19 protein-coding genes are annotated in these 18,650 nt (G+C 59.1%); all 19 read left to right on the forward strand.

Annotation, left to right across the window (positions count from 1 at the left end; all coding sequences use genetic code 11):
- Positions 1-14 precede the first annotated feature (14 nt).
- The 19 genes from rplC to rpmB all read left to right on the forward strand — a co-directional run bounded on the left by rplC (position 15) and on the right by rpmB (position 18,646).
- Positions 15-635: a 50S ribosomal protein L3 gene (gene rplC, locus Q0248_RS00295; protein WP_299318424.1), complete on the forward strand. Its 621-nt coding sequence runs from the start codon at positions 15-17 to the stop codon at positions 633-635.
- A complete protein-coding gene (rplD, locus tag Q0248_RS00300) occupies positions 636-1,268 on the forward strand; it encodes a 50S ribosomal protein L4 (protein WP_299318426.1) in 633 nt (210 codons plus the stop codon).
- A gap of 17 nt (positions 1,269-1,285) precedes the next feature.
- Complete coding sequence (gene rplW / locus Q0248_RS00305) at positions 1,286-1,579, forward strand: 50S ribosomal protein L23 (protein ID WP_211788484.1); 294 nt, start codon at positions 1,286-1,288, stop codon at positions 1,577-1,579.
- Positions 1,580-1,586: 7 nt separating this feature from the next.
- On the forward strand, positions 1,587-2,411 hold the full coding sequence (gene rplB / locus Q0248_RS00310) for a 50S ribosomal protein L2 (protein ID WP_211788483.1): 825 nt from the start codon (positions 1,587-1,589) through the stop codon (positions 2,409-2,411).
- A gap of 21 nt (positions 2,412-2,432) precedes the next feature.
- Positions 2,433-2,702 carry a 30S ribosomal protein S19 gene (rpsS, locus tag Q0248_RS00315; protein WP_009432244.1) on the forward strand — a complete coding sequence of 90 codons (270 nt, stop codon included), beginning with the start codon at positions 2,433-2,435 and terminating at the stop codon, positions 2,700-2,702.
- A 54-nt stretch (positions 2,703-2,756) separates the two neighbouring features.
- On the forward strand, positions 2,757-3,161 hold the full coding sequence (rplV, locus tag Q0248_RS00320) for a 50S ribosomal protein L22 (protein ID WP_299318430.1): 405 nt from the start codon (positions 2,757-2,759) through the stop codon (positions 3,159-3,161).
- 5 nt (positions 3,162-3,166) lie between these two features.
- Positions 3,167-3,916: a 30S ribosomal protein S3 gene (rpsC, locus tag Q0248_RS00325; protein ID WP_299318432.1), complete on the forward strand. Its 750-nt coding sequence runs from the start codon at positions 3,167-3,169 to the stop codon at positions 3,914-3,916.
- 22 nt (positions 3,917-3,938) lie between these two features.
- Complete coding sequence (gene rplP / locus Q0248_RS00330) at positions 3,939-4,373, forward strand: 50S ribosomal protein L16 (protein ID WP_009432248.1); 435 nt, start codon at positions 3,939-3,941, stop codon at positions 4,371-4,373.
- An 8-nt stretch (positions 4,374-4,381) separates the two neighbouring features.
- Entirely contained in the window at positions 4,382-4,579 is a 198-nt protein-coding gene (gene rpmC / locus Q0248_RS00335) for a 50S ribosomal protein L29 (protein WP_211788480.1), read from the forward strand.
- Between the two features lie 12 nt (positions 4,580-4,591).
- Positions 4,592-4,849, forward strand: coding sequence for a 30S ribosomal protein S17 (gene rpsQ, locus Q0248_RS00340; protein WP_044114910.1), 258 nt, complete (start codon positions 4,592-4,594; stop codon positions 4,847-4,849).
- Between the two features lie 3 nt (positions 4,850-4,852).
- A complete protein-coding gene (gene rplN, locus Q0248_RS00345) occupies positions 4,853-5,218 on the forward strand; it encodes a 50S ribosomal protein L14 (protein ID WP_299318434.1) in 366 nt (121 codons plus the stop codon).
- 19 nt (positions 5,219-5,237) lie between these two features.
- Positions 5,238-5,558, forward strand: a complete 321-nt coding sequence (gene rplX, locus Q0248_RS00350; RefSeq protein WP_211788478.1) for a 50S ribosomal protein L24 — start codon at positions 5,238-5,240, stop codon at positions 5,556-5,558.
- The gene (gene rplE / locus Q0248_RS00355) at positions 5,558-6,118 is read left to right on the forward strand and encodes a 50S ribosomal protein L5 (RefSeq protein ID WP_299318437.1); all 561 of its coding nucleotides are present in this window, start codon (positions 5,558-5,560) and stop codon (positions 6,116-6,118) included. The genes rplX and rplE overlap by 1 nt, the downstream gene beginning before the upstream one ends.
- 6 nt (positions 6,119-6,124) lie before the next feature.
- Positions 6,125-6,394: a 30S ribosomal protein S14 gene (gene rpsN, locus Q0248_RS00360; protein ID WP_021667372.1), complete on the forward strand. Its 270-nt coding sequence runs from the start codon at positions 6,125-6,127 to the stop codon at positions 6,392-6,394.
- Between the two features lie 80 nt (positions 6,395-6,474).
- Positions 6,475-6,678: a hypothetical protein gene (locus Q0248_RS00365; protein WP_299318440.1), complete on the forward strand. Its 204-nt coding sequence runs from the start codon at positions 6,475-6,477 to the stop codon at positions 6,676-6,678.
- A gap of 476 nt (positions 6,679-7,154) precedes the next feature.
- Positions 7,155-10,865, forward strand: coding sequence for a phosphoribosylformylglycinamidine synthase (purL, locus tag Q0248_RS00370; RefSeq protein ID WP_299318442.1), 3,711 nt, complete (start codon positions 7,155-7,157; stop codon positions 10,863-10,865).
- Between the two features lie 1,517 nt (positions 10,866-12,382).
- Complete coding sequence (locus tag Q0248_RS00375; protein ID WP_299318445.1) at positions 12,383-15,577, forward strand: TonB-dependent receptor; 3,195 nt, start codon at positions 12,383-12,385, stop codon at positions 15,575-15,577.
- Between the two features lie 11 nt (positions 15,578-15,588).
- Positions 15,589-17,649, forward strand: coding sequence for a RagB/SusD family nutrient uptake outer membrane protein (locus Q0248_RS00380; RefSeq protein WP_299318448.1), 2,061 nt, complete (start codon positions 15,589-15,591; stop codon positions 17,647-17,649).
- A 745-nt stretch (positions 17,650-18,394) separates the two neighbouring features.
- Positions 18,395-18,646, forward strand: a complete 252-nt coding sequence (rpmB, locus tag Q0248_RS00385) for a 50S ribosomal protein L28 (RefSeq protein WP_211788472.1) — start codon at positions 18,395-18,397, stop codon at positions 18,644-18,646.
- Positions 18,647-18,650 lie beyond the last annotated feature (4 nt).

Here is an 18,650-nt window from a genome sequence, read left to right on the forward strand (position 1 = left end):
AATAAGAAACTGAAATGCCAGGTTTATTAGGAAAGAAAATCGGAATGACATCCGTTTTCAGTGCCGAGGGGAAGAACGTCCCATGCACTGTTATTGAAGTAGGACCTTGCGTAGTGACGCAGATCAAGTCTCTGGAAAAGGACGGCTACGAAGCTCTTCAGCTGGGCTTCGTGGATGCTAAGGAAAAGCACACGTCCAAGCCCCTTCAAGGCCACTTCCAGAAGGCCGGCGTCGCTCCCAAGCGCCACTTGGCCGAGTTCAAGGGTTTCGACTGCTCTCAGTACAATCTGGGAGATGTGATCGACGTCAACTTCTTCGCTGACACGGTCTTCGTAGACGTCGTCGGTACGTCGAAGGGTAAGGGTTTCCAGGGTGTAGTCAAGCGTCACGGCTTCGGCGGTGTCGGTCAGACGACCCACGGTCAGCACAATCGCCTCCGTGCTCCCGGTTCGGTCGGTGCGTGCTCCTACCCTGCGAAGGTCTTCAAGGGGACGCGCATGGCGGGCCAGATGGGAGCTGAGCGCGTGACCGTTCAGAACCTCGAAGTGATCAAGGTAATGCCCGAGCACAACCTCCTGCTCGTCAAGGGGAGCGTGCCTGGTGCTAAAGGTTCAATCGTTGCAATCGAAAAGTAAATGGAACTGAGCATATATAATATCAAGGGAGAAGATACCGGTCGCAAGATCGTCCTCGATGACGCGATCTTCGCCATCGAGAAGCCAAACGACCACGCCATCTACTTGGACGTAAAGCAATACTTGGCCAACCAGCGTCAGGGTACGCACAAGTCTAAGGAGCGTAGCGAGATCTCCGGTAGTACGCGCAAGCTCATCCGCCAGAAGGGCGGTGGCGGTGCTCGCCGTGGGGATATCAACTCGCCCGTGCTCGTCGGTGGTGGTCGTGTCTTCGGCCCCACGCCCCGCGACTACAGCTTCAAGCTCAACAAGAAGCTCAAGGCGCTGGCTCGTCGCTCCGCGCTGACCTACAAGGCTCAGAAGCAGGAGATCATCGTGGTGGAGAACTACGACTTCGCTGCCCCCAAGACTAAGGACTTCATCGCCCTCACGAAGGCTCTGAAGGTCGAAGGTCAGAAGGCGCTCTTCGTAGTAGAAGCCCTCACGGACAACCTCGTCCTCTCTTCGCGCAACATCCGTACGGCTCGCGTGATGAACGCCTTCCAGCTGAACACCTATTCGGTGCTCGACTGCAAGAAGCTCGTCCTGAGTGAAGCGGCTGTAGCTGTGATCAACGAACAGTTTAAGGCATAATAAAGGAGATACGAAGAATGGGAATCATCATCAAGCCCGTAATCACGGAGAAGACTACTGCCCTGACGGAGAAGAAGGCTGAACGCTACGTCTTCCGCGTCTCTCCCGATGCCAACAAGATCGAGATCAAGAAGGCTGTCGAGGCTCTGTATAATGTAAAGGTCGAGAGTGTAAACACCGTAAACTATAGCGGCAAGCGTAAGGCTCGCTATACGAAGAGTGGACTCATACGCGGCAAGTTCGCTGCGTTTAAGAAGGCGGTCGTTACCCTCCAGGATGGTCAGACCATTGACTTTTACGCTAATATCTAAGTAAATAATGGCAATACGTAAACTGAAGCCCACTAGCCCGGGGCAAAGACATAAGGTTATTGGTGCGTTCGATAACATCACTGCCAGCGCACCAGAGAAGTCTCTTGTCGTAGGTAAGAGAAAGTCCGGTGGTCGTAACAACACCGGTAAGATGACCATGCGCTACATCGGTGGTGGTCACAAGCAGAAGCTGCGTCTCATCGACTTCAAGAGAAACAAGGACGGTATCCCTGCTACGGTCAAGAGCATCGAGTACGACCCCAATCGTACGGCTCGTATCGCTCTGCTGTACTACGCCGACGGTGCGAAGGCCTATATCCTCGCTCCCAACGGCCTGCAGGTAGGTCAGACAGTGATGTCGGGTGCTGAAGCTGCTCCCGAAGTAGGGAATAGCCTGCCACTGGCTAACATCCCTGTGGGTACGATCATCCACAACATCGAGCTTCGTCCAGGTCAGGGAGCCAAGATGGTCCGCTCTGCGGGTGTCTTCGCTCAGCTTACCTCTCGTGAAGGTCTTTATGCGGTCATCAAGATGCCTTCGGGTGAAACCCGTCGCATCCTCTCCGCATGTAAGGCTACCATCGGTGCCGTAGGTAACTCCGACCACGCGCTGGAGCGCTCCGGTAAGGCTGGTCGCAGCCGCTGGCTCGGTCGCCGTCCTCACAACCGTGGTGTCGTCATGAACCCTGTTGATCACCCAATGGGTGGTGGTGAAGGTCGCGCAAGCGGTGGTCACCCACGCTCTCGTAAGGGTCTCTACGCTAAGGGTCTCAAGACGCGTGCTCCTAAGAAGCACTCGTCGAAGTACATCATCGAGAGACGTAAGAAGTAATCTGATTAAAGCAAAAGAACTATGAGTCGTTCACTAAAGAAAGGTCCATATATCAACCTGAAGCTCGAGAAGAAGGTCTTGGCGATGAATGAATCTGGCAAGAAGGTCGTCATCAAGACTTGGGCTCGCGCCTCGATGATCAGCCCTGACTTCGTCGGTCATACGATTGCCGTACACAACGGGAACAAGTTCATCCCCGTGTTCATCACGGAGAACATGGTCGGTCACAAGCTAGGGGAATTCTCCCCCACGCGTACCTTCCGTGGTCATGGTGGCAACAAGAAGAAGTAATTCGGCTGGAAGTAATTCACACTTCAGACCTCTGAACTAAGTAAGATTAAAGAAATGGGTGCAAGAAAGAAAATATCAGCCGAAGGAAGAAAGGAAGCCCTGAAGTCCACGTACTTCGCTTCCCTGCGCAACGTCCCCACCTCGCCTCGCAAGATGCGTCTGGTGGCTGACCTGGTGCGCGGTATGGAAGTAGGTCGTGCCCTCGGGGTACTCAAGTTCTCTAACAAGGAAGCTGCAGCACGCGTGGAGAAGCTCCTCCGCTCGGCTATCGCTAACTGGGAAGAGAAGAACGGACGCAAGGCCGAGGATGGCGAGCTCTACATCTCGCGCATCTTCGTCGACGGAGCAGCTACGCTCAAGCGTATGCGCCCCGCCCCTCAGGGTCGTGGGTATCGCATCCGCAAGCGTTCGAACCACGTCACGATCTTTGTCGATTCAATAACCAATAAAGAGAACTAAACCAGATGGGACAAAAGATTAATCCTATTAGCAGTCGTTTGGGATACATCCGTGGATGGGATTCCAACTGGTATGGCGGTCGTAAGTACGGTGAGAAGCTTCTCGAAGATAGCCGTCTGCGTCGCTACCTGAGCGTCCGTCTGGCTAAGGCAAGTGTCTCTCGTATCGTTATCGAGCGTGCCCTCAAGCACGTCACCATCACCATCTGCACGGCACGTCCTGGTGTCGTCATCGGTAAGGGTGGACAGGATGTAGATACGCTCAAGGAAGAGCTGAAGAAGATCACCAACAAGGATGTTCAGATCAACATCTTTGAAGTACGTCGTCCAGATATCGACGCTGCGATCGTTGCTGATAACATCGCTCGCCAGCTCGAGGGGAAGATCGCGTACCGCCGTGCAGTCAAGGGCGCCATCGGCGCTGCTATGCGTGGTGGCGCAGAAGGGATCAAGATACAGATCTCTGGTCGTCTGAATGGTGCTGAAATCGCTCGCTCCGAGATGTACAAGGAGGGACGTACTCCTCTGCACACGCTCCGTGCCGACATCGACTACGCTCAGGCTGAAGCTCTGACGAAGGTCGGTATCCTCGGTATCAAGGTGTGGATCTGCAAGGGCGAAGTCTACGGCAAGCGTGATCTCGCTCCTTCGTTCACCAACCCCCAGCCCGGCCAGGCAGGTCGTCGTGACGGCCGTGAGCGCCGTGACGGTGGTCGCCGTGACCGTCGTGACGGTCGTCGCGGGGGCAATCGCTAACGTATAAGAACAGAAGACAGCAATGTTACAACCTAAGAAAACCAAGTTTAGAAGAGTCCAAAAGGGTCGTGCTAAGGGCAACGCTCAGCGTGGCAATCAGCTCGCCTTCGGTTCTTTCGGGATCAAGTCCCTCGGCACACGCTGGATCACTGGCCGCCAGATCGAGGCTGCTCGTATCGCGGTGACGCGCTACATGCAGCGTCAGGGTCAGGTATGGGTACGCATCTTCCCAGATAAGCCCATCACCAAGAAGCCTGCCGACGTCCGAATGGGTAAGGGTAAGGGTTCGCCCGAGGGCTTCGTCGCCAACGTTACTCCAGGTCGTATGCTCTTCGAGATCGAGGGTGTATCCTTCGAGATCGCTAAGGAAGCACTTCGCCTAGCCGCTCAGAAGCTCCCCGTAACTACCAAGTTCGTCGTCCGTCGTGACTACGATATGTCCAACACCAACCTGTAATAGAAGAGATGAAGTTAGCAGAGATCAAGGCGCTCACCACGCCCGAGCTACAGGAGCGTGTGGTAGCTGAGGAAGCAGCTTACAACAAGAAGCGCATCGACCACGCGGTCACGCCAGCTGATAGCCCAGCTGAGATCCGCCGTATGCGTCGTACGATCGCTCAGATGAAGACCGTTCTTCGTGAGCGTGAACTCAACAATAATTAATGTGTCCTCCCGATGGAACAGAGAAGATTAAGAAAAGAACGTGTAGGCGTTGTTTCTTCCAATAAGATGGACAAGACCATCACGGTCGCGGTCAAGTGGAAGGAGAAGCACCCTATCTATGGTAAGTTCGTCAACAAGACGAAGAAGTACCATGCTCACGACGAGAAGAACGAGTGCAACATCGGTGATACTGTCCGTATCATGGAGACTCGCCCTTTGAGCCGTACCAAGAGATGGAGATTAGTCAATATTATCGAAAGAGCTAAGTAGTATATGATCCAGCAAGAATCAAGACTCGTAGTAGCTGACAACAGCGGTGCTAAGGAAGCCCTCTGCATCCGCGTCCTCGGAGGTACGCGTCGCCGCTATGCCTCTGTCGGTGATATCATCGTAGTAGCCGTCAAGAGCGTCATCCCCTCCTCGGATCTGAAGAAGGGTGTCGTCTCTAAGGCTGTCATCGTCCGCACGAAGAAGGAAGTACGTCGTCCCGACGGCTCCTACATCCGCTTCGATGACAACGCTTGCGTCCTCCTGAACGCCGCTGGCGAAATGCGTGGTAGCCGTATCTTCGGTCCTGTAGCTCGTGAGCTGCGCGCCACGAATATGAAGATCGTTTCTCTCGCGCCTGAAGTCCTCTAATCCTAAAGACGAAGAAGAAATGAGTAAGTTACATATCAAGAAGGGCGACCAGGTCGTCGTCCTCAGTGGTGCTGACAAGGGCAAGAAGGGCCGCGTCCTCGAGGTCCTCGTCGACAAGCAGCGCGCTATCGTCGAGGGTATCGCCATCGTCGCTAAGCACGCTAAGCCCAGCGCAAAGAACCCTCAGGGGGGTATCGAGAAGAAGGAAGCTCCTATCCACATCGCTAAGCTCAACGTCCTAGATCCTAAGACGGGTAAGGCTACGCGTGTAGGTCGTCGCCTCAATGACGAAGGGAAGCTCGTACGTTATTCCAAAAAGTCAGGAGAGGAGATCAAGTAATGAGCAACACTGCAAGTCTTAAGAACGAATACAAGGAACGCATCGTTCCTGCCCTGATCGAGCAGTTCGGCTACCAGTCCCGCATGCAGGTGCCCGTCCTCAAGAAGATCGTCATCAACCAGGGGCTTGGTATCGCTACCGCTGATAAGAAGATCATCGACGTAGCTATCGCTGAGCTCTCCGCCATCACCGGTCAGAAGGCTGTCGCTACGGTCTCGAAGAAGGATATCTCCAACTTCAAGCTCCGTAAGAAGATGCCTATCGGTGTCATGGTGACGCTCCGCCGCGAGCAGATGTACGAGTTCCTCGAGCGCCTCATCCGCATCGCCCTGCCTCGTATCCGTGACTTCAAGGGGATCGAAAGCAAGTTCGACGGCCGTGGTAACTATACCCTCGGTATCAGCGAGCAGATCATCTTCCCCGAGATCAACCTCGATGGCATCACGAAGATCCTGGGTATGAACATCACCTTCGTGACCTCCGCTCAGACGGACGAAGAAGGCTATGCGCTGCTCAAGGAGTTCGGCCTCCCATTCAAGAACGCTAAGAAAGGCAACTAATATACTATGGCAAAGGAATCAATGAAGGCACGCGAGGTAAAGCGTGCGAAGCTCGTCGCTAAGTATGCTGCCAAGCGTGCTCAGCTCAAGGCCGAAGGTAACTACGAAGCGCTTCAGGCTCTGCCTAAGAATGCTTCGCCCGTACGTCTGCACAACCGCTGCAGCATGACGGGTCGTCCTAAGGGCTACATGCGCCAGTTCGGTATCTCTCGTATCCAGTTCCGTGAGATGGCTTCTGCCGGTCTCATCCCTGGTGTGAAGAAGGCTAGCTGGTAATAGTGCCTTATCCCCAATGATAGCGCCCCTCACTCCGCCGTACGGCAGGGTGAGGGGCGCTTCCTTTTTCCCTCCTTCCTATGCTTATCAAGAAGCGTTTCCTCTATGCGCTCCTCTCGCTTGTCCTCCTCGTGGGGGCGGGAGCGAGCTGCTATTATGTCTACGCCCAGACGCTGGAGCGTCGCGGCTGTACGGGTAGCAAGTCCTGCCGTGTGTGCAAGAACTGCCGCTACTGCCGCCACTGCTCTCTGCCAGGGAATAGCTGCGGTGTCTGCCGTCGCTAAGCTCAGCCGTCAGCCCAGCCTTCTCTAGCTTCTCAGCTTTGCCCTCCGCTTTTCCCTCTCTTTTCCACGCTACATATATATAGGGCCTCTCTTAGCTCACCTCCCTCGTTTGCTACGTGTCTCAGGCTTCGTCTCGATGGGCCAAGCCCCCGAATAGGACTGGCCTTGAAGCGTCCGTGCTGTCCCAGCCTAGCGCTCTTGCTCGGCTCTAGAGGCTGGGCAGCGTCTTTAGGAGACGTGAGGAAGGTCGGCAGCGTCGGGCGTAGCCCAGCAGGCTGCCTCGGGTAGAGTTCTTCGGATAGGATGGGGCGGAGTAGGGGGGCGGCAGACGCGGAATACACGGGGCTAGCGCCTCGGGCAGCGTGGTGCGGTGCGGCCTCCGAGCCTTTTGCGTATCTTTGTGGTGCTAAGTGGCGCCTTTACAGGCGCTCACCGCACGTCTGTTCACTATACTAGACTAGGATAAGACCTACCGAATGATTACCTTCTTTCGCCAGCCTCAGCGCGCTACCCTCTACGTGGTAGAGAGCCAGGAGGCACTAGATCCCACCTCCCTTGATCGTCTGATATGGCTCTTCGCAGGGGCCGAGCCTCTGGCCGAGCGCGAGCTCAAAGGACACTTCGTCGGTACGCGCCGCGAGCTGGTGACCCCCTGGAGCACCAATGCCGTGGAGATCGTCCGCAATATGAACATCCCCGGCGTGAAGCGCATCGAGGAGTTTACGGAGGTCGCCACGGCGGACGCCGCCTACGACCCCATGCTGCAGCACCGCTATGAGGGGCTAGATCAGTCGGTCTTCGTCACGGATTTCAGCGCGGCGCCCATCGCCTCCGTTACGGATATCCGTGCCTACAATGAGGCTGAGGGCCTCGCCCTGAGCGAGGACGAGATCGTCTACCTCGAGGAGCTGGCGCAGCGCCTAGGGCGTCCGCTCACCGATAGCGAGCTCTTCGGCTTCTCGCAGGTCAATAGTGAGCACTGCCGTCACAAGATCTTCGGCGGTACCTTCGTCCTCGATGGTGAGGAGCAGGAGCGCTCGCTCTTCTCCATGATCAAGGACACCAGTGCTGCCAACCCTAACCACCTAGTCTCTGCCTACAAGGACAATGTCGCCTTCATCGACGGACCACAGGCGCTGGAGCAGTTTGCCCCCGCCTCTGGGGATAAGCCCGACTACTTCGTCCGTAAGTCTATCGACAGCGTGCTGAGCCTCAAGGCCGAGACGCACAACTTCCCCACCACTGTCGAGCCCTTCAACGGCGCAGCCACCGGTACGGGCGGCGAGATCCGCGACCGTATGGCGGGCGGCCGTGCGAGTGTGCCCCTGGCGGGTACGGCCGTCTATATGACCAGCTACCCCCGCAGTGAGGCAGGGCGTAGCTGGGAGCAGCATACCGAGGCGCGCCCCTGGCTCTACCAGACGCCGCAGCAGATCCTCACGAAGGCCTCCAATGGGGCGAGCGACTTCGGGAATAAGTTCGGCCAGCCGCTGATCTGTGGCTCGGTCCTGACCTTCGAGCAGGACACGCCCCAGGCACGCTATGGCTTTGACAAGGTCATCATGCTCGCTGGGGGCGTCGGCTATGCCCGCCGCAGCGATGCGCAGAAGGGCACGCCCAAGCCTGGGGAGCAGGTCGTCCTCCTTGGCGGGGACAACTACCGCATCGGTATGGGCGGTGGCGCCGTCAGCTCGGTCAATACGGGGCAGTACGCGGGTGCCATCGAGCTCAACGCTGTCCAGCGCTCCAATCCCGAGATGCAGAAGCGCGTCCAGAACGTCATCCGCACCCTCTCCGAGGGCGAGGACAATCCCATCATCTCCATCCACGACCACGGCGCGGGTGGGCACCTCAACTGCCTCTCCGAGCTCGTCGAGACGACGGGCGGGCACTTCGACCTCACGCGCTTCCCCGTCGGCGACGAGACGCTCTCCGACAAGGAGATCATCGGCAACGAGAGCCAGGAGCGTATGGGGCTGCTGGTGGAGAAGGAGGCGCTGGAGCGCATCGCCCGCATCGCCGAGCGTGAGCGCGCGCCTATGTACGTCGTCGGGGAGACGACGGACGACATGCACCTGACCTTCGAGAACGGTCGCGGCGAGCGTCCCATCGACCTGGCGCTCTCAGATATGTTCGGCTCGGCGCCGAAGACCTATATGCGTGATAGCCGTCAACCCCAGGAGCAGCCCGCGCTCCGCTACGAGCCCAACCAGCTGGAGCAGTACCTCGATGCCGTGCTGCAGCAGGAGGGCGTGGCCTGTAAGGACTGGCTGACCAATAAGGTCGACCGCTCCGTCACGGGGCGCGTGGCGCGCCAGCAGTGTCAGGGCCCGCTGCAGCTGCCGCTGAGTGACTGCGGCGCTATGGCAGTGGACTTCCGCGGCCGCTCGGGTATGGCGACCTCCATCGGGCACGCCCCAGCCGCCGCGCTGGTCGACCCCGTAGCAGGCTCGCAGCTGGCGATCGCCGAGGCGCTGACTAATATCGTCTTCGCCCCCCTGACCTACGGGCTGGAGGGCGTCTCGCTGAGTGCCAACTGGATGTGGCCCTGCCGCAATGCGGGCGAGGACGCTCGTCTCTACGACGCTGTAGAGGCGGCTTCGGATCTGGCGATCTCGCTCGGCATCAACATCCCCACGGGTAAGGACTCGCTGTCCATGACGCAGAAGTACCCCGACGGCTCCAAGGTGCTCAGCCCCGGCACGGTCATCATCAGCGCGATGGCTGAGGTCTCGGACGTCAAGAAGATCCTCTCGCCCGTGCTGCGCCTCGATCCCAAGTATCCCGTCTACCATATCGACTTTAGCTTCGCTCCGCTGGCGCTGGGCGGCTCTGCCCTGGCGCAGGCCCTCGGGCAGCTGGGGGACGAGACGCCCTACATCGCCGAGCCCGAGTACTTCCGCGAGGCCTTCGCCGCTGTGCAGGAGGCCCTCCGCCGCGGCATCCTCGTGGCGGGGCACGACATCTCGGGCGGTGGGCTCATCACGGCGCTGCTGGAGCTCTGCTTCAGCCACACTGAGGGCGGGCTCTCCGTCGACCTCTCGGCCTTCCCCGAGAGCGACTGGGTCAAGCTCCTCTTCGCCGAGAACCCTGGGGTGCTCGTGCAGACCAGCGACCCCGAGCAGCTGGAGGCGCTGCTGCGTGATGCCAGCCTCGGCTTCGTGCGCCTAGCTACACCTGTCCTCGGCAGCCGCACGCTCGCGCTGCATCAGGGCGGCCGCAGGCTCGAGCTGGATATCGACCAGAAGCGTGAGCTGTGGTACCGCTCCTCCTACCTCATGGATCAGCATCAGAGTGGCGAGGAGCTGGCTTGCCAGCGCTTCGAGCACTACAAGGAGCAGCCGCTGCGCTTCCGCTTCCCCGAGGGCTTCGACGGTAAGCTCGCGAGCCTCGGCCTCGATCCCGACCGCAGTGCGAAGGCACCCGTGCGCGCCGCGATCCTGCGCGACAAGGGGACGAACGGCGAGCGCGAGATGGCCTATGCCCTCTGGCTGGCAGGCTTCGACGTCAAGGACGTGCATCTGACGGATCTCATCTCGGGCCGTGAGACGCTCGAGGAGGTGCAGCTCATCGTCTTCTGCGGGGGCTTCTCCAACTCCGACGTGCTGGGCTCGGCCAAGGGCTGGGCTGCGGGTATCCTCTTCAATGAGCGCGCCAAGGCTACGCTGGACCGCTTCTATGCGCGTCCCGATACGCTCAGCCTCGGGATCTGCAACGGCTGTCAGCTGATGGCCGAGCTGGAGCTGCTCTACCCCGAGCACGAGCTGAAGCACAAGATGGAGCACAACGACTCGCACAAGTTCGAGAGCGCCTTCGTCAGCCTCACCATCCCCGAGAACCACTCTGTGATGCTGGGCAATCTCGCTGGCAGCGAGCTCGGCGTATGGCTGGCGCACGGGGAGGGTAAGTTCGACCTGCCCTACAGCAGTGACCGCTACCACGTCATCGCCCGCTATGCCTACGAGGGCTACCCTGCCAACCCCAACGGCTCGCCCGAGGGGATCGCGGGGCTGTGCAGCGCCGACGGCCGTCATCTAGCGCTGATGCCGCACCCCGAGCGAGCGATCTTCCCCTGGCAGTGCGGCTACTACCCCGAGGGCGAGCGTGCTAGCCATGAGGTGACGCCCTGGATGCAGGCCTTCCGCAACGCCTACGACTGGTGCCTCGCGCATCAGGCAAAGGCCTAGCCTCCCGAGCGACTAAACAAAGAGCCCTGCGGGGCGGAGCTGCTCCAGCAGCCTCCGCTCCGCAGGGCTTCTTTTATGGGCTGAGCTGCCGCGCCCGCGCGTACGGTATACTCCGCCTCGCTATACTCCGCCTCGCTGTTCGCTAGCCTCCCGTGCGCCTGCTTGCCCCTTATGGGCTAAGCCCCTATAGGGGCGACTCTTTTCAAAGCCCAGGGTGCGTAGCCCTGCAAGGGCGACCAAACCCTGGGTTATTTGGATAAAGAAGTATAGAGCCCTACAGGGGCGATCCTCCGAAGTCTCGTGGTGCTGAGGCAGCCTACCGTCTGCGTGCTTATTCGTCTTATGGGTCGCCCCTGTAGGGCTCTTGGGGGATTTGGGAGGGGCTTGACCCAGGGTTTGGTCGCCCTTGCAGGGCTACGCACCCTGGGCTCTGGACGGATTGCCCCGCTAGGGCTTGCGAGCCTGTTCGTAGACAGTCGGTGTGGAGGGCGCTGCTGGCATGTCGGAGCACGCTGTTCGCTAGCCTCCCGTGCGCCTGCTTACCCCTTATGGAGCTAAGCTCCCATAGGGGCACCCCTATTCAAAGCCCAGGACTACGCACCCTGGGCTCTGGACGGATCGCCCCGCTGGGGCTTGCGGGCCCGTTTGTAGGCAGTCGGTGTGGAGGGCGCTGCTGGCATGTCGGATCTCGCTGTTCGCTAGCCTCCCGTGCGCCTGCTTGCCCCTTATGGAGCTAAGCCCCTATAGGGGCGACCCTTTTCAAAGCCCAGGGTGCGTAGCCCTGCAAGGGCGACCAAACCCTGGGTTATTTGGATAAAGAAGTATAGAGCCCTATAGGGGCGATCCTCCGAAGTCTCGTGCTCGGCACACTGACTGTTATCCTTCAGCGAGCTGACTGACGGCAGTGACGCCGCCCACGGACGGCAGTCAGAGCCGTGAGGGATATCCCTCGCAGCGGGGGCGGCTAGCTGTCGGCTCGGGGAGGGCTCGCGCAGCTTGTGCTGCGGGCGAGCTTTCGGCGCTCCTTACGGCCTCGTGCCGCTCAGCTCGAGAGGGGGGCTGGAGGAGCTTGAGGCGGCCTCGGAGGGCGCTGGGAGTGTATAGATGTGTTAAATAATGTACGCCTGGGAATAAATTTATAGTTGGTTCGTTGGGGCCTCCTGAGCGCTTTGGGGCACGGCGCGCGACTTTGGGGGCTACTTGGGGACTTCCCTAGGAGGGTGGTAAGGGTGTGATATTAAGTGTTTTTACTTATCATCAAAATTTAATAAATCCAATCCTTCGGCGCGGCTTTGTATTGCTACAAATTTGTCTAAATTTGGCATAAAAGGTTTGCAGAGCAGGATGCCGGGATTTAACCATATTATACAAATGGTGCCGCCTAGAGGCTGGCGTACCACGGAGCCCTTAGGGGCAGTGCCGCGGTATAGCTACCCACGAGGCGGCTTTCTCTATCTGTAGACCTCGGTCGTACAACTACACTAAAAGCAATCAATCCACACTAACACCTCTACAACATGAAGTATCTCTTACGAGTACGATCACTAGTGGCTGTCCTGGCCACTTTAGTGATGCTCCTCGCTAGTCCTTCGCTGGCCTGGGCACAGGGGATCACCGTCAAGGGGACGGTCACCGATGCCAAGAAGGAGGCCCTGCCTGGGGTCTCGGTCCGCGTCAAGGGCACGTCTAACGGAGCACTGACCGGCATGAAGGGCGAATACTCCCTCAAGGGAGTGGCCAAGAATGCCACCCTGGTCTTCTCCTTCATCGGGATGAAGACGCAGGAGGTAGCCCTCTCAGGTCGCACGACCCTCGATGTCGTGCTGAGCGAGGACGCCAAGATCACTCAGGAAGTCGTCGTCGTCGGCTATGGTGCGCAGAAGCGTGTCAACCTCACGGGAGCCGTCTCGCAGCTCGACTCCAAGGCGCTGGCAGCTCGCCCCGTGCAGAATGTCGGTCAGGCACTGCAGGGGATGATCCCTGGGCTCAACCTCTCCGTAGGTAATAGCGGGGGTGCGCTGAACAGCAAGCTGAACATCGACATCCGTGGTACAGGTACGATTGGCTCGGGCTCCAACGCTAGCCCGCTCATCCTGATCGACGGCTCGGAGGGTGATATGAACGCTCTGTCGGCCAGCGATATCGAGAACATCTCTGTCCTGAAGGATGCCTCCGCTAGCTCCATCTACGGCTCGCGTGCTGCCTTCGGGGTAATCCTCATCACGACCAAGAGCGGCCGTGAGGGCAAGCCCCGCGTATCCTATACGGGTAATGTGCGCTTCGCTACCGCGACGCAGATCCCTGAGATGATGGACTCGGAGATGTTCGCCAAGTACTTCAACGCCGCAGGGGCCAACTCCGGGAACGGGGTCGTCTTCAACGACGCAGCGATGAAGCGCATCCTGGCCTACAAGGCTGGCCGCAGCGAGAAGGGTGATGAGTTCGGTACCGAGTGGAACGATCGTGACCAGAACTGGGCGCTCTATACCAACGCCTGGGCTAACACCAACTGGTTCGACGAGATGTACCGCAAGAACGCCCCCACGCAGGAGCACAACCTCTCCGTCTCGGGTGGCTCGGGCAACGTGAACTACTACGTCAGCGGTGCTGTCCTGGATCAGCAGGGGATCATCCGCCACGGCTCCGACCTCTTCAAGCGCTACAACCTCACGGCCAAGATGAACATCAAGATCCTCCCTTGGCTGACCCTCGGCTACACCAACCGCTGGACGCGCGAGGAGTACTCCCGCCCCAGCTACATGACGGGCCTCTTCTTCCACAACATCGCCCGCCGCTGGCCGACCAACCCCGTACGTGACCCCAACGGGCACTACGTCGCCGGGAATGAGATCATCCAGATGGAGGATAGCGGGATCGACCGCACGCAGAAGGACTACTCCGCACAGCAGATCACCCTCGAGGCGCGACCCATCGCAGGCCTGATGCTGCGCGCTGAGAACAACTACAACATCACCTCGGCCAATAACCACTGGGACGTACGCGCCATCTATAGCCACGATAAGAAGGGCGAGCCTGTCCTCACCAGCCGCGAGGGTGGTGACGCGGGTCGTACCTCTGTCCATGAGGACGCCTACAAGACGAACTACTTCAACGGCCGCTACTACGGGGAGTATCGTCACCTCTTCGCCGACAAGCACGACGTCAAGGTCGTAGCTGGTCTTGACCTTGAGATCAATAAGTATCGCGACCTCGGCGGTACCAAGCTCGACCTCATCACCAATGACGTAGCGACCGTCAACACCGCTACCAACGACAAGCCTAGCCTCTATGGCGGCTACACGCACTGGGCTACGATGGGGTACTTCGCACGTCTCAACTACGCCTACGACGAGCGCTACCTCTTCGAGTTCTCCCTCCGTCGCAACGGCTCCTCCCGCTTCATCGGCGACAAGCGCTGGGCGACCTTCCCCGCCTTCTCGCTCGGGTGGAACATCGCCAACGAGGCCTTCTTCGCTCCCCTCAAGCAGCACGTCTCCATGCTCAAGCTCCGTGGCTCCTGGGGTACGCTGGGGAACACTGAGGTGAAGGCCCTCTATCCTTGGTTCCTCGCCCAGCCCGTCGGTACGGCCAACTCTCAGTGGGTCCTCAACGGCGAGCGACAGAATACGTCCAACTCCCCTGGCCTCGTCTCCAGCTCACTGACCTGGGAGCGCATCGAGTCCTGGAACGTCGGGCTGGACTTCGGCGCCTTCAACAACAGACTGCAGGGACAGCTCGACTACTTCAACCGCACCACGCGCGACATGGTCGGTCCTCCTGCGCCCAAGCCCTTCACCATCGGTGCTGGCCTGCCTCAGGTCAATAACGCTACCCTCGTCTCTAAGGGCTGGGAAGCTGAGCTCCGCTGGCGCGACAACATCGGTAAGGTGAACTACGGCGCTCGTCTCGTCCTCTCGGATGACATCCAGACCGTCACCGAGTACAACAACCCCACCGGTAGCCTCAGCACCTGGTACTCGGGTAAGCGTGTCGGCGAGATCTGGGGCTACACCACCGTCGGTATCGCCAAGAGCAATCAGGAGATGACCGATCACCTCAAGGAGAATAAGCCCACCTGGGGCTCCAACTGGCAGGCTGGGGACATCATGTACAAGGACCTCAACGGCGACAAGACGGTCTCCGACGGCGCCAGCACCCTCGACAATCATGGTGACCTCGGTATCCTGGGCTACAACGTACCCCGCTACAAGTTCGGTCTCAACCTCGACGCCTCGTGGAATGGTATTGATGTCTCCCTCTTCCTGCAGGGCGTAGGCCATCGCGACTGGTTCGACGCTTCGCCTTACTCGGTCGGTGCTACCAGCGCTGGGCAGTGGCAGGCAGCGGGCTTCAAGGAGCACTGGGACTTCTTCCGCCCAGAGGGTGACCCCCTCGGTGCGAACCTCAACGCCTATCTGCCCCGTCCGCTCTTCAGCGCCGGTGGCAAGAACATGCAGACGCAGTCCCGCTACATCGTGAACGCTGCCTACATGCGTATCAAGAACCTCCAGATCGGCTACACGCTGCCTACCTCCCTGACGACCAAGTGGGGTCTGAGCCGCGTACGTGTCTACACTTCAGCGGACAATCTCGTGACCTTCACCAAGATGCCTAAGATCTTCGACCCTGAGGCTACGGGTGGTGACTGGGGTCCTGGTAAGATCTATCCACTGCAGCGTGTCATCTCCTTCGGGCTTAACGTCAATATCTAATCCTGACTACGATGAACCTATATAAGAGTACTAAGAAGGCGCTGGTGCTAGCACTGGCTACCCTGGCTACCACTTCGTGTAACGTCCTCGACCGCGATCCGCTGGACCAGGTCGGGCCCAAGGCCTACTACAACACGGCCGACCAGCTGAGCACCTTCCCCATCAACTACTACGCCTCCATCTTCCAGGGACATGGTAGTGGTCGCTGGAACGCAGGGATCGCCCTCTATGATAACGGCACGGACAACCAGGCCGGCACCCAGCCCAACCGCCAGACCTTCAGCAATGACCAGTGGAAGGTCGGGAGCACGGGGCAGCCTGATATCTCCTCGATCCGCAATGTCAATGTCTTCCTCAGCAACGTACTGCCGAAGTACGAGGCGGGGACCATCACGGGGAACGCCGACGACATCAAGCACTACATCGGCGAGGCCTATGTCATCCGCGCCATGCTCTACTTCGACGTGCTGACCTCCTACGGCGACTTCCCCATCCTCGACGAGACGAAGATCCTCAAGGATACGGACGATCAGCTGATCCTCGAGGCCTCGCGCCGTATGCCGCGTAATGAGGTGGCACGCTTCATCCTCAAGGACCTGGACAAGGCCATCTCGATGCTGCGTGCTAGCTACCCAGCGAACCAGCGCCTGACGAAGCTCGCCGCTCAGCTCCTCAAGAGCCGTGTCGCCCTCTATGAGGGGACCTTCGAGCTGCACCACCGCGGTTCGGGTCGTGTGCCAGGCGATGCTAACTGGCCCGGCAAGGACAAGGAGTGGAACGCAGGCAAGACCTTCAACCAGCAGGCCGAGGTAGAGTTCTTCCTCACCGAGGCTAAGAACGCTGCCAAGATAGTGGCCGATGCCGTCCAGCTGACGGAGAACAGCCACAAGATGAACCCCGACCTGCCGAACTTCAGCGGCTGGAACCCCTACTACGAGATGTTCGCATCGCGTAGCCTGGCGGGCTACCCGGAGATCCTGCTGTGGCGCCAGTACAACAAGGAGCGCGGTATCGTGCACCTCGTCTCCCACCAGCTGATCTCGGGGACCAACTCGGGCTGGACGCGTGGGCTCGTCGAGTCCTTCCTGATGAAGGATGGTAAGCCCTACTACGCCAAGACGGGTAGCTACACCGACGCCACGCTGGAGGATGTCAAGAAGGACAGAGACGAGCGCCTGTCGCTCTTCCTCTTCGATGAGAAGACTCCCCGCTTCTACGACACGGAGAAGCGCGAGGTACGTGCCTACGAGTTCCCCAATATGATCGACAAGCCTGAGGTACGTGATGTCACGGGCTACGCGCAGCGCAAGTACTACAACTACGACCCCGCCATGCGTGCTGGCTCTGAGATGAACGACGTCTCGGGTGTGCCCATCCTGCGTGCCTCCGAGGCTTACCTCAACTACATCGAGGCGAGCTACGAGCTGACCAAGACGCTCGACGCCGATGCGCGCAAGTACTGGGATGCCCTGCGTAAGCGTGCCGGCATCACGGGATCGATCGACGAGACGATCGCGGCTACGGATATGAGCAAGGAGGCCAACGTCAACCGTGCCTCTTACGACTGGGGTGCCTTCTCCGCAGGGCAGCCCGTGGACAAGACGCTCTACAGCATCCGCCGCGAGCGCCGCTGTGAGTTCGCTGGCGAAGGCATGCGCAATGAGGACCTCGTCCGCTGGTGTGCTATGGACCAGGTGAAGAACTATCAGATCGAGGGCGTCAACATCTGGACGAAGATGTACACCTACCCTTACTTCATCGAGCGCGACAAGCAGGGTAACTTCGTCAAGGAAGGCGGCCAGTACAAGAGCCGTATCGTCGCCGATGGCACCTCTAAGTCCAACCTCTCGGCGCGCAGCCTCGGCGTGTACCACCGTCCCTATCAGATTATCTCCAAGGAGAACAACAACGTGATGTACGACGGCTACACCTTCTACCTCGCGCACTACCTCGCGCCTGTCACCATACAGACGATGGAGCTCTGCTCGCCTACGGGTAAGGTCGACGCCAGCTACTTCTACCAGAATATCAACTGGCCGACCAGCGCGGACAAGCCCTATGCGCTGAAGTAAGCACGAGCGTATAGTCCCTATACTAAGGACGCGCCCTCAGGCATGCCAGCCCTCGAGCTGACGCCGCCTGGGGGCGCGTCCTCTTTGTATCCTGTCCCTTAGTTCCCTGTATCCTAGCCTTTGCTCCTTTTTCTCCTCCCTTGCTTCGGCCGCACCTTGCCCCTCCTGGTCGAGGTCTCGGCGGAGGGCTCCCAGCGCTTACTCGGGGGGAGGGCCAGCGTGCTCGTCGCCTGCATTTGTCTTGCTGAGGGATATCCTTCAGCGGGCTGAGGGATAGCTGTGATGCCGCCCACTGCCGTCCCTCAGCCCGCTGACGGATAGCCCTCACGGCCCCTACCCTTAGCACGAGGCGCCGCGGCCCTTGGCCTAGCTGAGCGCGAGGGGCTTGGGGCGAGACCTTGGGGAGGCTTGCCGACCGCGCTCCAGCTAGCTCTATTGCTCGAGCGGCAGGGGAGGGAGGCTAGGCTAGGGGAGGGGTGTCGCGAGTCATCGAAGAGGCGCTCCGAGCGCTTCGCCTACGCCTCCTTCTTAGGCTAATGCTAGACGGGAAGGGCCGTCCGTCCACGCTCTGTCGCACCTTCGTCCGAGGGTAGAGTGCGCCTAGGCACTGGGCAGAGCTGTATTCATTTGCTGAAGTGCGTTTTTTTTACTTACTTTGCAAACCGATTGTAGGGTCCTGTGTCCGAGAGGATCGGTCCCGCAGTCGCCCAAGCGTTTGAACCAAACAAACTAAATATAAAGAGTAATGTCAAAGATTTGTCAGATTACAGGCAAGAAGGCCATGGTCGGCAACAACGTCTCGCACTCCAACCGCAAGACGAAGCGCCGCTTTGATGTCAACCTGTTTACCAAGAAGTTCTTCTGGCCAGAAGAAGGATGCTGGGTCGCCCTCAAGGTCTCGGCCGCTGGGCTCCGCATCATCAACAAGATCGGTCTCGATGCTGCTATCCGTCAGGCTGCAGATAAGGGCTATCTAAGTGAAATCAAAGTAAAGTAGGGAG

Source organism: uncultured Porphyromonas sp., assembly GCF_938046015.1.
GTDB lineage: Bacteria > Bacteroidota > Bacteroidia > Bacteroidales > Porphyromonadaceae > Porphyromonas.

Excerpts from the sequence above, each read along its gene's own strand:
- rplX (WP_211788478.1), top strand. The coding sequence starts at position 5,238 with ATGAGTAAGTTACATATCAAGAAGGGCGACCAGGTCGTCGTCCTCAGT.
- rpmB (WP_211788472.1), top strand. The coding sequence starts at position 18,395 with ATGTCAAAGATTTGTCAGATTACAGGCAAGAAGGCCATGGTCGGCAAC.
- Q0248_RS00380 (WP_299318448.1), top strand. The coding sequence starts at position 15,589 with ATGAACCTATATAAGAGTACTAAGAAGGCGCTGGTGCTAGCACTGGCT.
- purL (WP_299318442.1), top strand. The coding sequence starts at position 7,155 with ATGATTACCTTCTTTCGCCAGCCTCAGCGCGCTACCCTCTACGTGGTA.
- rplB (WP_211788483.1), top strand. The coding sequence starts at position 1,587 with ATGGCAATACGTAAACTGAAGCCCACTAGCCCGGGGCAAAGACATAAG.
- rpsC (WP_299318432.1), top strand. The coding sequence starts at position 3,167 with ATGGGACAAAAGATTAATCCTATTAGCAGTCGTTTGGGATACATCCGT.
- rpsQ (WP_044114910.1), top strand. The coding sequence starts at position 4,592 with ATGGAACAGAGAAGATTAAGAAAAGAACGTGTAGGCGTTGTTTCTTCC.
- rpsN (WP_021667372.1), top strand. The coding sequence starts at position 6,125 with ATGGCAAAGGAATCAATGAAGGCACGCGAGGTAAAGCGTGCGAAGCTC.
- rplV (WP_299318430.1), top strand. The coding sequence starts at position 2,757 with ATGGGTGCAAGAAAGAAAATATCAGCCGAAGGAAGAAAGGAAGCCCTG.
- rplC (WP_299318424.1), top strand. The coding sequence starts at position 15 with ATGCCAGGTTTATTAGGAAAGAAAATCGGAATGACATCCGTTTTCAGT.
- rplE (WP_299318437.1), top strand. The coding sequence starts at position 5,558 with ATGAGCAACACTGCAAGTCTTAAGAACGAATACAAGGAACGCATCGTT.
- rpmC (WP_211788480.1), top strand. The coding sequence starts at position 4,382 with ATGAAGTTAGCAGAGATCAAGGCGCTCACCACGCCCGAGCTACAGGAG.
- rpsS (WP_009432244.1), top strand. The coding sequence starts at position 2,433 with ATGAGTCGTTCACTAAAGAAAGGTCCATATATCAACCTGAAGCTCGAG.
- Q0248_RS00365 (WP_299318440.1), top strand. The coding sequence starts at position 6,475 with ATGCTTATCAAGAAGCGTTTCCTCTATGCGCTCCTCTCGCTTGTCCTC.
- rplW (WP_211788484.1), top strand. The coding sequence starts at position 1,286 with ATGGGAATCATCATCAAGCCCGTAATCACGGAGAAGACTACTGCCCTG.
- rplN (WP_299318434.1), top strand. The coding sequence starts at position 4,853 with ATGATCCAGCAAGAATCAAGACTCGTAGTAGCTGACAACAGCGGTGCT.
- rplD (WP_299318426.1), top strand. The coding sequence starts at position 636 with ATGGAACTGAGCATATATAATATCAAGGGAGAAGATACCGGTCGCAAG.
- Q0248_RS00375 (WP_299318445.1), top strand. The coding sequence starts at position 12,383 with ATGAAGTATCTCTTACGAGTACGATCACTAGTGGCTGTCCTGGCCACT.
- rplP (WP_009432248.1), top strand. The coding sequence starts at position 3,939 with ATGTTACAACCTAAGAAAACCAAGTTTAGAAGAGTCCAAAAGGGTCGT.